This window comes from Phenylobacterium sp. (assembly GCF_036495085.1).
Classification (GTDB): Bacteria; Pseudomonadota; Alphaproteobacteria; order Caulobacterales; family Caulobacteraceae; genus Phenylobacterium.
In genome coordinates, this window is the sequence record NZ_DASXNL010000033.1 from 36,875 (window position 1) to 49,439 (window position 12,565).

A 12,565-nucleotide genomic window follows, 5' to 3' on the forward strand; every position below is an offset into this window, starting at 1 on the left:
CACAGGTCGCACGTGAGGCCAAGGCTGTAGTAGGCTTGCCGGCAGCTATTTGGGGCCGGCCTTTCGGGGTTTGACGATGCGGATCTCCGCGTTTCTGCTGCTGGCGTTCGCCCTCGCCTTCTTCTGGGGCCCGGCGGAAGCTCAGGGCTACAAGGTCCCGCGCACGGCCTCGGGGCGGCCCGACCTGCAGGGCCAGTGGACGAACGCCTCGCTCACCCACCTGGAACGGCCGCGGGACCTGCAGTCCCTGGTTATCACCGAGGCCGCCGCCACGGCCTATGAAGCCGGCCACGACGGCGCTCCGAAGATCCCCGGCGATGACGTCGGTCAGGACACAACGGAAATTTGGGAACAGGGCGGCAAGCTGGCGCGGCTCGCCGGTGAAGTCAGGACCTCGTGGCTGACCGACCCGCCGGACGGGCGCCTTCCCTACAGCGAAGCCGGCCGGAAGCTCCTGCAGCGCAGCATGGACGCACTCTATACCGACTTCGACGGGCCGGAGGCCCGCCCGGCTATGGAGCGCTGCCTGCTCGGCTCCAACAGCACCGCGGGACCACCGATGTTGAACGCCGGGTACAACAACAACTACCAGTTTGTTCAGACGAAGGACCATCTGGTCGTCATCGTCGAAATGAACCACGACGCGCGCATCATCCCGCTGGCGCCGACAGCGCCCCTGCCTGCGGCAGCGATGTCTCGGATCCGCCCCTGGATGGGCCGCTCGGTCGGGCGATGGGAGGGCGATACCCTGGTCGTCGAGACCGGCGATTTCAACGTGATCGGGTCATGGCGGGGCTCGTCTCCGATCTATATCTCGCCTGCGGCCCGGGTCACGGAGCGGTTCACCCGGGTCTCGGCCGACGAGATTCGCTACGAATTCGCGGTCGACGACCCGGCGGTCTACACCCAGGTCTGGAGGGGCGAGATGCCGCTTCGGCGCGCGACGGCGCCGATGTACGAGGTCGCCTGCCACGAAGGGAACTATTCGATGAGCGGCATCCTGGCGGGGGGCCGGAAGAAGGACCGCGAGGCGCCCACCCAGACCCGTTAGGCCCGGGGCTTAAGTCCGAGCTGGATCTGAGGTTCAAAACATATCGGTTTCATCGCGCACCCCACCGGCGAAATCCGGCGACCGACGAAAAACATGGAAGCATCCGGATCGATCTCGCTTTCGCGGGGACGAGCGGCGTCGGGTGCGGAGGTTAGCCCGCCAGCTTCTCCAGCTCGGCGGCGTCGATGTCCTCGTTGGAATAGACGTTCTGGACGTCGTCGTCGTCTTCCAGGGTTTCGAGCAACTTCATCAGCGAAGCGGCCGCGTCACCGCTGATCGGCGTTCGCGCCTTCGGTCGCCAGGCGATGGCGGTGGATTTGGCGGGGCCGAGCGCAGCTTCCAGGGCGGTGGCTACCTCAGTTAGGGCCTCGAAGGCGGAGTAGATCGTATGGCCGTCTTCGTCGGTCTCGACGTCGTCGGCGCCCGCCTCGATGGCGGCCTCCATGACCTTGTCTTCGGAACCGGCCTCGGGCCCGTAGGTGATCTGGCCCACGCGATCCCACATGAACGCGACGGAGCCGGTCTCGCCGAGGTTGCCGCCATGCTTGGTGAACGTTGAGCGGACCGTGGAGGCCGCGCGGTTGCGGTTGTCGGTCAGCACCTCAACGATGACGCCGACGCCTGCAGGGCCAAAGCCCTCGTAACGGATCTCTTCGTAGGCCTCGGCCTCGCCGCCCGAGGCTTTCTTGATGGCGCGCTCGATGACGTCCTTGGGCAGCGACTCGCTCTTGGCGTTGTTCACCGCCAGCCGCAGGCGCGCGTTCATGTTCGGGTCGGGCAGACCGGACTTGGCCGCGACCGTGATCTCGCGGGAGAGCTTGGAGAACAGCTTGGAGCGCGCAGAATCGGCGCGACCCTTGCGGTGCATGATATTTTTGAACTTGGAATGTCCGGCCATGGTCCGCTGGATTGGTCAGTTGGAAGTCGGGCCTGCTTCTAGCCTCCAGACCGGCCGATCGGAACCCCCGCCATGCACGCGGGTTCCCCAAACGGGAGCTGGAGGCAGACCATGAGCGAACAAGGGATCCAGGACGCGGACGAGCTGGGCCGGCCGGCGACCAACGGCGAGCTGGTCCACTGGATGGCGCCCAAGCCGCTTCGAGTCGGACCTGCCGGGGTCTCGGCATGGGCGGCCGGAGCTTTCGGGGTGGGTGTCGTCGCAACGGTGGTCGTTCTTGCGTTCGCCCACTGGCTAGGGCCCGAGCGAGCGCTCGGCGCGCTGTCTCGGCGGCGGAGGCGAATTTAGCGCCGCCCTATTCCAGCGGCTCGCAGTCGATGCGGCCGATGCTGCCGAGATGCAGGAGGTAGACGGCGTCCTGCGGGACGTCCTGCTGGCCGCTCTGGTCCCGAGAAAGGTCGGCGTAAAGGCCGCGCAGGACGCGGCCGGAGATGCCGTGGCTCACGGCGACGATTTTCCGTTCAGGCTCCGGGGGCAAGCTGGCGAGCCAATCGCCGACGCGGGCCGCGACCTGCTCGTAGGTCTCGCCCGTCGCCGCGTCGAACGCCCATCCGGTGCGACCAAACGTGTCCGGGTGTTGCGCCTCGAGTTCCGCGCGCAGGCGTCCGTCGTTCTCGCCCCAGCTCATCTCCTTCAGGCGTTCGTCAAGCTCGACCGGCAGGCCGCCAAGCTTGCGGGCCACAATCTCAGCGGTGGAGGCGGCCCTGCCGAGCGGGCTGGAGATGATCCGCCAGCCGGCGGGATCGCGGATCAGGTCGCGAAGCAGGCCGCCGACCGCCTTGGCCTGGCGGACCCCCAGCTCGGTCAGCGGGCTGTCGACGTGGCCCTGGATGCGACGCTCGCGGTTGAACTCTGTCTGGCCGTGGCGAACGAGGTAGATCACCGTTTACGGCGCACCACCGGGTGGGATGTCGACAGGCCGCCGTCGACGGCGATGGTTTGGCCGTTGACGTAGGACGAGTCGTCGGAGGCCAGGAACAGTCCCGCGTGGGCGATCTCGTCCGGCACGCCGTAGCGGGTCAGCGGATTTAGCTGGCCGATCTTGTCCTCGTTGCCGCGGGCCCGCGCCCCGTCGAAAATCGGCTTGGTCATGCCAGTCTCGATCAAGCCTGGCGCGATGGCGTTGACGCGCACGCCGGTGCCGTAGAACTCGTTCGCCGAAGTCTGTGCGAGGCTGATGACGCCGGCTTTGGACGCGGAGTAGGCCGGGCCGCCGGCGCCGGAGCGGATACCGGCCACCGACGCCGTGCAGATGATCGAGCCCTTGCCGGCCGCGATCATCGGCCTTGAGGCGTGTTTCACAGCCAGGAAGGCGCCGATGAGGTTCACGCGCAGGATCTCGGCCCAGTAGTCGGCGGTCTGTTCCTCGAGGGGCGTCCAGCCGCCGGAGATGCCGGCGTTGGCCCAGACCACATCGAGGCCGCCGAATTCGGCCAGGGCGCGATCGACGAAGGTCTTTACGAAAGGCTCCTCGCCGGCGTCGCCGGTCATCGCTACGGCCTTACCGCCCGCCTTGCCGATCATCTCGGCCGTTTCACCGACGGTGCCGGCGCGGTCGACGCAGACGAGGCGAGCGCCCTCGCTCGCAAACAGCAGGGAGGCGGCGCGACCGATGCCGCTGCCGGCTCCGGTTATGACGGCTGTGCGGCCCTGAAGACGTCCCATGATCGGTCCTTTGGATTAGGCGGTGGCTTTTGCGCGGCTCGCCGCAGCGACGATGGCGTCGACGAATATGTCGTGGAGGCCAGGGGGCAAGTCGTGCCCCATGCCTGGGATGATCCGAAGTTCTGCGCCCGGGATCGCCGCGGCGGTCGCCTCGCCCCCGACCTTCATCAAGAGAGGATCATCGGCGCCATGCAGGACGACGACGGGAATTCTCAGGCTCTTCAGGGCCTCGGTGCGGTCGCCATCGGCTTCGACCGCCTTGCGCTGGCGCCCGACGCCCACCGGATTGAAAGCACGGTGATATTCGGCGATGACGCGGGTCCGGTTCTCTTCGTCCGTCCACGGATGGGCTGGGCTGCCGATGGTGCGGGCGTTGGCCATCCGGTTGAGCACGAAGGCTTCGAAGTCGGCCTTCGGATCCGGCGGCGGCAGGTTGAGGACGGCAGCGGCTTCCGGAGTCGACTTGAAAGCGTCGGCGGCGCCCGTGGTCGACATGATCGACGTCATCGAAAGCACGCGGTCGCGATGGTCGAGCGCCAGGCGCTGGACGATCATCCCGCCCATGGAGACACCGGCGATGTGGGCCTTCCTTACGCCGGCGGCGTCGAGCACCGCCACGCCGTCATTGGCCATGTCCGCCAGAACGTAGCGCTCGGTCGGCCAGGTGGAGAGCCCGGTGTCACGGTTGTCGAAACGGATGGCGCGATAGCCCTTGGCGACCAGCTTTTCACAGAACGCCTCCGGCCAGCGGGTCATCTGCGACCCCAGGCCGTTGACCAGCAGTACGGTCTCAGGGTGGCCGTCACCGAATGACTGGTACTCGATCTCGACGTTTCCGTTGCGGGCGCGGGGCATGCTCTGTCTCCAATTCCATCCCTCGGGGAGGGAGTCCGTGAAGCGATGGTGGGGCTTGGCGGCCCACTCAGTCAGCTTCGCTGACAGCTCCCCCAAAGGGGAACAACTTTTTGCTTCAGGGTATCAACAACACCCGCCCGACGGCTTGGCGACTTTCGATGTAACGGTGGGCTTCGGCGGCGTCGGAGAGCGCAAAGGTCTTGTCGATGACCACCTTCAGCTTGCCGTCGGCGACGTCCTGGATCAGCTGCTGGATGTTGTTGTGCACCCGGTCCGTCGCGATTTCAGCGCCGAGGAAGACGCCTGACAGCGAACGGTTGCCGCCCATCATCGAGCCCACATCGACCTTCATCGGCTCGCGCCCGGCCTGGCCGACCATCGAGACACGGCCGCGGTAGGCCAGCGACATGATCGAGGACTGCAATGTGGGCCCGCCGACGCTGTCGACGATCACGTCGGCCATGTGCTTGTCGGTGAGCCGCGCGACCTCCAGGGCCACGTCATCGCGCTGGTAGTTGATGCCGTGCGTCAGGCCGAGCGGCTTCAGACGTTCGAGGCGCTCATCTGAAGAAGCGGTCGCCAACACCATCGAGGCTCCGGCCCGTGCGGCGAGCTGGATGGCCGCGACGCCGACGCCGGAGGCGCCGGCCTGGACCAGCACAATCTCCCCTTGTTTCATCCGGCCGAATTCGAAGAGGCAGTCGTGGGCGGTGCCGAAGGGCACCGGGATGGCGGCCGCCTCGCGAACGTCCATGCCTTCTGGGATCACCCATGCGGTGCGGGCGGGCACCGCACGCAGCTCCGCATGGCTGCCGAAGGCTCCGGTGGTCACGACCTTGTCGCCGACCTTGATGCCCTCGACCTCCTCGCCGATTTGCACAACCTCTCCGGCCGCCTGGTAGCCCACGATGTGCGGCTTGGTGACAAGCGCACCGCGGAACCGGTTCAGCGTGTCGCCGCCTTCGATCGAGACAGCCTCGACGCGAACAATAATCCCCTTGCGGTGGCATTCGGGGTCGGGAACCTCCTCGTAACGGAAGACGTCCGGAGCGCCGTTCTCGTAGTAGACCGCAGCCTTCATGGTGGCGTTTCCCTATCCGAACATCTGTTTGACTCAACGCATCCCACGGCGGACCTGGACGCGCAAGATGCAGGGGAGCTTTGCGGGGTGACACCCGCGCCGCTGTCGGCGATGCTCGTGAAAACGGTTGGAGAGAACGCCATGTCGCGGGCGCTGGTGCTGGGGGGCGGCGGACCGGTCGGGATCGCCTGGGAGAGCGGGCTGGTGGCTGGGCTCGCGCAGGGCGGCGTCGACCTCGGCCAAGCCGATTTCACCATGGGGACCTCGGCGGGCTCTTTCGTGGGCGCACGGCTGGCGTTGGGCGCGGATGCGAGTTCGCTGGCCGACCCGATCCTCGCCGACCAGATCCCCGGCGAGGAGCGCAGGTCCGCCGGCGCCGGGGGGCCGCCGGCGGACCTCTCGACCCTGATGCGGTTGATGGGCGAGGCGCAAGGAGGGCTCCGCAACCCGGCTGATGTGCGCGCCGAGATCGGCGCCTTTGCGCTGGCCGCCCAGACGCCGAGCGAGGAGGCTTTCATAGAAAGTTTCGGCCGTTCGTTTTCGACCCTGCCCGTCGACGCCTGGCCGGAGAGGGATTTCGCCTGCACGGCGGTCGATGCCGCGACGGGGGCTTTCCAGCTCTGGACCAGGGCGTCAGGCGTGGGTGTCGTGCGAGCCGTCGCTTCGAGCTGCAGCGTGCCGGGCGTCTATCCGCCGGTGACGCTGAACGGGCGGCGCTACATCGACGGCGGTATGCGCTCATCGACCAATGCCGACATGGCGAGCGGCCATGAACTGGTGGTGGTCGTCGCGGTGCGGATTGGCACGGCGGGCGGTCTGCTGGGCGAGCGGATCGCGGCGCGGTTCAACGAGGAAGTCGAGGTGCTCAAGGACGGCGGCGCCACGGTGGCGGTCATCACTCCGGACGATGCGAGCGTCGACGCCTTCGGGACGAACCTGATGGACTTCCGCCGCCGCCCTGACGCAGCCCGAGCCGGGTTGGCGCAGGGCCGGGCCTACGCCGCCGACCTGCGTAAGCTCTGGAACTAACCGTTCTTCTTCACGAACGCGCGGATGGCGGCGATGATCTGGTCCTGGTCGTCTGCGGTCAGGTAAGGGTGCATAGGCAGGCTGATAACCTGGCCGGCCTTGGCCTCGGTGACTGGCAGGCCGCCGGGCGCGACGGGATAGACCGAGTAGACGCCCTGCTTGTGGATCGGGATCGGATAGTAGACCGCGGTCGGAACGCCCTGCTCGCGAAGTTGCGGCGCGAGGTCGTCTCGGCCGGGAAGCTCGATGGTGTACTGCGCCCAGACGCTGACGCCGCCCTCCAGCACCGAGGGGGTTTTCACCAAATCGCCGAGGCCCTTGGCGTAGCGGTCGGCGACACGGTTGCGCGCAACGATCTCGTCTTCGAAGATCTTTAGCTTTTCGAGCAGGACAGCAGCCTGGATGGTGTCCATCCGGGAATTCATCCCGATACGGACGTTCAGGTATTTCGGGTCATGTTCGAAGGTCTTGCCCTCGATGTCGGACTTCACCGCCTGGCCGTGCACCCGCAGGGAGACCAGGAGGTCATGGAAGCCGGCGTCCTTCGACAGCACCGCCCCGCCATCGCCATAGCAGCCCAATGGCTTGGCCGGGAAGAATGAGGTGGTCGCGACATCGGCCCAATGGATCGGGTGCTTGCCGTCCAGCGTGCAGCCGAAGCCCTGGGCGGAGTCGGCGATCAGCTTGAGTCCGTGCTTCCTGGCGATCCGGGAGATCGCCGGATAGTCGGCGGGGCCGCCAAACAGGTCGACAGCGATAATCGCCTTGGGCGTCAGCTTGCCGTCGCGCTTCACCTGCTCGATGGCGGCCTGCAGGCTTTGCGGGTCGAGGTTGTAGGTCTCCGGATTGATGTCCACGAACACGGGTGAGGCCCCGACCAGCGGCATGGCTTCAGCTGTCGCGGCGAAAGTGAACGACGGGCAGAAGACCGCATCGCCGGGGCCGATCCCCCAGGCCATCAGCGGCAGCACCAGGGCCTCGGTGCCCGAGCCGCAGGAGAGCGCAAATGGCGCCTGGCCGAAGGCGGCCAGCTGGCGTTCGAACTCAGCGATCTCCGGGCCCATGATATAGGCTCCCGAGCGGACGACCTTGAGGATTGCGTCTTCCAGGGGCTGGCCGAGGCGCTGCCTTTGGGCCTGCAGGTCGATGAACGGGATCATGGGCGGCTCCGGCGTTTTCGGCCGGGCTAGATGACACACGCCGCACGGCGCGGCCAAACACGCTTGTTTTCCGAAGGTTTCGCAGGGACGTAGATCTTGGCGTCGTTCGGTGAGCCCGGGCGTGCTGCGGGCCGGCTCGGGCTCGCCATGGTGGCGACGACAATCACGCCGGTGCGGACCCGCACCCTTCGTAGGCCCATCGCCGCGCAGACCCGAGCTGGTATGCGGCGCGCTCGCCGACCTGGGCCGCTGAAGCAGCGTACCCTGCGGCGTTAGAGGATCGGTGGCAGGCTGAGGGTCAGCGTGCCGACAACGGCCGGATCGCAGGCCTTGGGCTGGAAGCCGCAGTTCTGCCGCGTGCGGTCGGTGTCGACGTAACGCAACTCGAAAGCGAGCGTCTTCCAGACCGCCGTGGCGCCCAGGCCCCAGTAGGTGCGGTCGTGCCCGCGACCGCCGCCCTGGGTTCCCAGCACGGCTTTCGCCGTCACAGCCTTTGAGATCGCCAGGTCGGTCTCGCCCTCCACGCGGGCGACCGGGCCGGAGCCGTAGGATCCCTCCGGGACGTAGGAGATCAGGCCGATGGTGGTCCATGGACCTGCTGTGTGCTTGGCCTGGACCTTGGCCTGGACGAAATTGAATGTCGGGCCAGGCGTACGGTTGTCGGGGTAGGCCGAGTACATCGCCTCGAGTTTGACCTCGGTCTTGCCGGCGTCGAGGCTGAAATTCTTTCCGCCGTAGGCGTCGATCTCGAAGGTCGGGGCTCCGGAGTAGCCGAAGTCCACCTGGGTGGCGAAGACGCCCGCATAGAAGCCGTCGGGCCGCCACCAGTGGACGTAGCCCTGCACCACCGGCCGGCCGCGGGACTCGCTTACGCCCTGGTAGCGGTAGTCGCTGGCCAGCACGACAGCGGAGAAGAGGCCACCCCAATCGTTCGCGCCGGCGTTGGCGGCGGAGGGGATGGCGAGCAGAACGGCGGCGAGTGCGGCGAGGGGTTTCATCGCCAAGGGTCTAGTCCGCCGGACTACTTCGGTGATATTGAATTCGGGAGATGAGTGAATTCGATCTCAATCAAATCCGCAGATTGGACGGGGGCCTGCTGCTGGTCTTCCGCGAGCTGCTGCGGACGGGGCGGGCGAGCACCGTCGCAGCGCGGTTGGGCCTTAGCCCCTCTGCGATAAGCCACGCGCTCGGGCGGCTGCGCGACCTCTTCGACGACCCGCTGTTCGTGCGCCGGCCGCACGGCTTCGAGCCGACCCGGCGGGCGCTGGAGCTCGGTCCTCAGATCGAAGCCCTGATCGAGCTGACAGGTAGGACGCTATCGCGAGAGACGGGTTTCGATCCCATGAGGAGCGAGCGCGCCTTCCGCTTCGCCGCTCCGGAGTTCGTAACCGCCCTGATCGGTGCGGATCTGATCAACCGGCTGAAGGCCGTGGCGCCCAAGGTGACATTCGGCATCCTCTTTGCCGACGAGGAGGACGCCTACCGCGGGCTGCGCAAGGGCGAGATTGAGTTCGCGCTCGGCCGCTTCGGCGCCGCGAGGCCCGGCTTCACCGTCGAGGCTCTGTTCGAGGACCACTACTGTGTGGCCGCCCGCAAGGACCATCCGCGACTCGGGGGCTCTATCGACGTGGAGAGCTGGCGCAGCATCGGCCATATCTACGCCTGGTCGCCCAGCGAGACGGCCATGGACACGTCCGAGACCGGCACGGGCGAGCCCATCGCCCATCTGGCGTCGGTTCCCCAATGGCTGACGGCGCTGGTGCTCGCCGCTTCCACCGACGGCATCGTCACCTGCCCGCGAAGGCTGGCCGATCGCCATGCCGAGCGGCTGGGCCTTCAGGTGCTTGACCTGCCCTTTGAGCCCAACGAGATCACCGTCTCGGTGGTGCGGCGCGCCGGCGCCGCCGACGCCGGCGTGGACTGGATGCTGCAACGCGTGCGCGAGGCCGCCCTCAATCATTCGCCTCAGGAGAGTCGCGCCTAGATCTGCCTGGCCCGACCTTCCCAGTAGGGCGCGCGGACCTTGTTGCGCTGGATCTTTCCGGCCTCGGAACGCGGCAGTTCGCTGACGAAGTCGATGCTGCGCGGGACCTTGAAGGCGGGAAGGTTGGCGCGCGCGAACGCCAGGATCTCCTGAGCGAGCTCCTCGGAAGCCGCGTGGCCCTCCTTCAGCATGATCACAGCCTTGACCTGCTCGCCCCACTCGTCGTGCGGCACGCCGACGGTCGAGGAGTCGGCGACGGCGTCGTGCTTGATCAGCTCGTTGTCGATCTCCTGAGGGTAGATGTTCACCCCACCGGAGATGATCGTCTCGGCGTTGCGGCCGGTCAGGAACAGGTAGCCGTCTTCGTCGAAGTAGCCGACATCGCCCATGGTGAAGTAGTCGCCGACCCGGTTGGCCTGGGTCTTGGCCTCGTCCTTGTAGTAGGTGAAGCCGCCGCCGGGCGGCAGCTGGTGGTAGATGCCGCCGGGCATCCCGGTCGGGCACTCGTTGCCGGCCTCATCGAGGATCTTGGAGCCCAGCAGGGCGGGCCGCTTGCCGACGCTGCCCGGCTTCTTCAGCCATTCCTCCGAGGAGATTACGAAGCCCGCGCCGCCCTCCGATCCCGCATAGTACTCGTTCAGCACCGGGCCGAACCATTCGATCATGGCCAGCTTGACCTCTGGCGGACAGGGCGCTGCGCCATGGACGATGTAGATGACGCTGGAGAGGTCGTACTTCGCCTTCACTTGGTCGGGCAGCGCCAGCAGGCGCTGGAACATGATCGGCACGAGGTGCATGTGGCTGACCCGTTTCTCGGCGATCAGCCGCAGGACGGATTCAGAATCCCATTTGTCCATGAAGACCAGTTGGCAGCCCGCGCCCATGGCGCCGCGTACGTCGAAGGCCAGCGGCGCCGCATGGTAGGCCGGGCCTGCGCAAAGCTGCACAGAGCTGGCGTGATCGTAGCCGCGCATCGTGTACATCGCCTGCGGAGTGACCACCGACTGGGCGCGGTAGACGCCCTTGGGCCGCCCGGTCGTGCCGGAGGTGTACATCATCTGGCTTCCGAGCACCGGGTCAGCGATGTCTGAGCCATCGAGCGGGGCGAGCGCGGCAGCGTAGTCCAAGAAGCCTTCGATCGGGCCGCCGATGGCCACTTTGACCATCACGTCCGGGCACTGGGCCACGGCTGCGGCGGAGGCTGTCACGCGCTGCTCGCAGAATACCGCCTTGGCCTCGCAATCGTTGACGATGTAGGCGATCTCGTCTGCCGTGAGGTGCCAGTTGACCGGCGTGATGCGCCAGCCGCCACGCAAGCATGCGGCGAGCACTTCCACGAACTCCGAGCGGTTCGAACAAACCAGCGCTACGGCGTCCCCCGCCTTCAGCCCGCGCCGGCGCAGCAGGCGCACGATGCGGTTGGCCGCAGTGTTGAGTTCGCCAAAGGTTGTGACCTTGCCGTCAGGGTCGTGGATGAAGGCGGCGTCAGCCTTGAGATCGGCCCACACCGCCATGGTCATGCCGCTCGCTGCTGCGGCGTTCAGCCGGTCTTCGAGGTCCACGCGTTCCTTAAGGTCTTCCATTCGAAATCCTCCCGGCGCCGCACTGTGACCGGCGCGCTTGATACAATTGGAGACTCCGGGGGACGGGACGAAATGATCCGCATCCCGGGCAAGCCGGAGACTTCGCGGGCACCATCACACGAGGAAAACCGGGCGACAATTGGGAGGCGGCGCCGCTTAAGCGCCCGGGCGCGTCAGGTCACAGATCCAATTGACCTCCCACGTCTTGCCGCCGTCGGCCGAGAAGGCCTGTTCCATGTGCGCAGTGCTGCGGCCGGAGTGGGTCCAGACAAAGCGGACCAGGACCATTCGGCCCTTCCAGTCCTCGTAGTCGAAGAGTTCCCCGCGTCCATCGGTGAACTGGCCCACTGTGGCGGGCAAACCAAGGGTCCCCTTGTCGACGTCGAGCAAATAGATGCTCCACTGGCGTGAGGTCGGATTGTAGAGCCTGAGGGTCTGCGCCCGGATGTGTTGCTTGGTGGCCGGGCTGTCGACTTCGAACTCCTCGAGGTTGGCGCTCGAGCCGAGGACGGGATGGGTGCGCGAAATGCCTTCGTATTCGATCCATTTGGTCGAACCGACCAGCCGGTCCGGCAAGCGTTTGAGGCGGGCTTTCCATTCCCCCAGCAGGAAGTCGAAGTCATGGGCGCCGTCATGCTGGGCAAGGGCCGGCGGCGCGGCGCCGGCCTGGGCCCGCGCGTGCCGCGCCGGGACGACCAGGAGAACGGCCGCCGCGACCACGGCCAGCATCCGGTTGTGAGGGGAAAGCATGGGCAGCCTCGCTCGATGACGAGGCTCGACGTTACCGCGGACCAGCTGACAGCATATTGTCAGCAGCCCGCATAGCTCACTCGCCTGCCGCCGCTTGTCACAAAGCGGCTGGCGAATGGCAGGGCGGCGCCCCACAATGGCGGGGCAGCTGATGGAAAATACGGAATGAGCGATTCGCTCCCCACCAAACGGGGCGCGGCGTCGTTTGATGCGCCGACCGTTGATGTCTCGGCCATGCCGCAGGTGCTGGCCCGGATCGCCGGGCTGGCGATGCGCTATCCGTGGCGTATGGCGCTGGCGATCGCGACCTCGCTATTCGCCGCCATGGCGACCCTGGCGCTGCCGCGCTTGCTGGGGCGCGCAGTGGACCAAAGCCATCATCTCCTGATGGCGGCGCCGGGCCATGCGGCCCAGGCGCGCCACGGGCTGGAGATGACCGCGCTCCTGGT

General features: G+C 66.9%; 14 protein-coding genes. 5 read left to right on the forward strand and 9 right to left on the reverse strand.

Annotation, left to right across the window (positions count from 1 at the left end; translation table 11 throughout):
- Nucleotides 1-76 precede the first annotated feature (76 nt).
- The gene (locus VGI62_RS05485) at nt 77-1,051 is read left to right on the forward strand and encodes a hypothetical protein (RefSeq protein ID WP_331503389.1); all 975 of its coding nucleotides are present in this window, start codon (nt 77-79) and stop codon (nt 1,049-1,051) included.
- Nucleotides 1,052-1,202: 151 nt separating this feature from the next.
- Here the strand turns inward: VGI62_RS05485 and VGI62_RS05490 are convergent, their stop codons facing one another.
- Nucleotides 1,203-1,949, reverse strand: coding sequence for a YebC/PmpR family DNA-binding transcriptional regulator (locus VGI62_RS05490; RefSeq protein ID WP_331503390.1), 747 nt, complete (start codon nt 1,947-1,949; stop codon nt 1,203-1,205).
- Between the two features lie 111 nt (nt 1,950-2,060).
- Between VGI62_RS05490 and VGI62_RS05495 the strand changes: the two genes are divergently transcribed.
- Entirely contained in the window at nt 2,061-2,297 is a 237-nt protein-coding gene (locus VGI62_RS05495) for a hypothetical protein (protein WP_331503391.1), read from the forward strand.
- Between the two features lie 7 nt (nt 2,298-2,304).
- Here the strand turns inward: VGI62_RS05495 and VGI62_RS05500 are convergent, their stop codons facing one another.
- From VGI62_RS05500 to VGI62_RS05515, 4 genes are all read right to left on the reverse strand, one after another.
- A complete protein-coding gene (locus tag VGI62_RS05500; protein ID WP_331503392.1) occupies nt 2,305-2,892 on the reverse strand; it encodes a histidine phosphatase family protein in 588 nt (195 codons plus the stop codon).
- A complete protein-coding gene (locus VGI62_RS05505; protein ID WP_331503393.1) occupies nt 2,889-3,674 on the reverse strand; it encodes an SDR family NAD(P)-dependent oxidoreductase in 786 nt (261 codons plus the stop codon). The genes VGI62_RS05500 and VGI62_RS05505 overlap by 4 nt, the downstream gene beginning before the upstream one ends.
- A gap of 15 nt (nt 3,675-3,689) precedes the next feature.
- Nucleotides 3,690-4,529 carry an alpha/beta hydrolase gene (locus VGI62_RS05510; protein ID WP_331503394.1) on the reverse strand — a complete coding sequence of 280 codons (840 nt, stop codon included), beginning with the start codon at nt 4,527-4,529 and terminating at the stop codon, nt 3,690-3,692.
- Between the two features lie 115 nt (nt 4,530-4,644).
- Nucleotides 4,645-5,610, reverse strand: a complete 966-nt coding sequence (locus VGI62_RS05515; RefSeq protein ID WP_331503395.1) for a zinc-binding alcohol dehydrogenase family protein — start codon at nt 5,608-5,610, stop codon at nt 4,645-4,647.
- Nucleotides 5,611-5,751: 141 nt separating this feature from the next.
- Between VGI62_RS05515 and VGI62_RS05520 the strand changes: the two genes are divergently transcribed.
- Nucleotides 5,752-6,639 carry a patatin-like phospholipase family protein gene (locus VGI62_RS05520; RefSeq protein WP_331503396.1) on the forward strand — a complete coding sequence of 296 codons (888 nt, stop codon included), beginning with the start codon at nt 5,752-5,754 and terminating at the stop codon, nt 6,637-6,639.
- On the opposite strand, the gene VGI62_RS05525 is transcribed toward VGI62_RS05520, so the two are convergent.
- Both VGI62_RS05525 and VGI62_RS05530 read right to left on the reverse strand, forming a co-directional pair.
- Nucleotides 6,636-7,799, reverse strand: coding sequence for a DegT/DnrJ/EryC1/StrS aminotransferase family protein (locus tag VGI62_RS05525; protein ID WP_331503397.1), 1,164 nt, complete (start codon nt 7,797-7,799; stop codon nt 6,636-6,638). The genes VGI62_RS05520 and VGI62_RS05525 overlap by 4 nt on opposite strands.
- Before the next feature lie 272 nt (nt 7,800-8,071).
- Nucleotides 8,072-8,797 (reverse strand): TorF family putative porin, encoded by a 726-nt coding sequence (locus VGI62_RS05530; protein WP_331503398.1) that lies wholly within the window; start codon nt 8,795-8,797, stop codon nt 8,072-8,074.
- A 50-nt stretch (nt 8,798-8,847) separates the two neighbouring features.
- On the opposite strand from VGI62_RS05530, the gene VGI62_RS05535 reads away from it, so the two are divergent.
- A complete protein-coding gene (locus VGI62_RS05535) occupies nt 8,848-9,783 on the forward strand; it encodes a LysR family transcriptional regulator (protein WP_331503399.1) in 936 nt (311 codons plus the stop codon).
- On the opposite strand, the gene VGI62_RS05540 is transcribed toward VGI62_RS05535, so the two are convergent.
- Both VGI62_RS05540 and VGI62_RS05545 read right to left on the reverse strand, forming a co-directional pair.
- Nucleotides 9,780-11,366 (reverse strand): AMP-binding protein, encoded by a 1,587-nt coding sequence (locus tag VGI62_RS05540; RefSeq protein WP_331503400.1) that lies wholly within the window; start codon nt 11,364-11,366, stop codon nt 9,780-9,782. The two genes, VGI62_RS05535 and VGI62_RS05540, sit on opposite strands and share 4 nt — an antisense overlap.
- Nucleotides 11,367-11,522: 156 nt before the next feature.
- Nucleotides 11,523-12,116, reverse strand: coding sequence for a hypothetical protein (locus tag VGI62_RS05545; RefSeq protein WP_331503401.1), 594 nt, complete (start codon nt 12,114-12,116; stop codon nt 11,523-11,525).
- Nucleotides 12,117-12,281: 165 nt separating this feature from the next.
- On the opposite strand from VGI62_RS05545, the gene VGI62_RS05550 reads away from it, so the two are divergent.
- Nucleotides 12,282-12,565 (forward strand): hypothetical protein (locus VGI62_RS05550; RefSeq protein ID WP_331503402.1); only part of this gene is annotated, 284 nt, incomplete at its 3' end.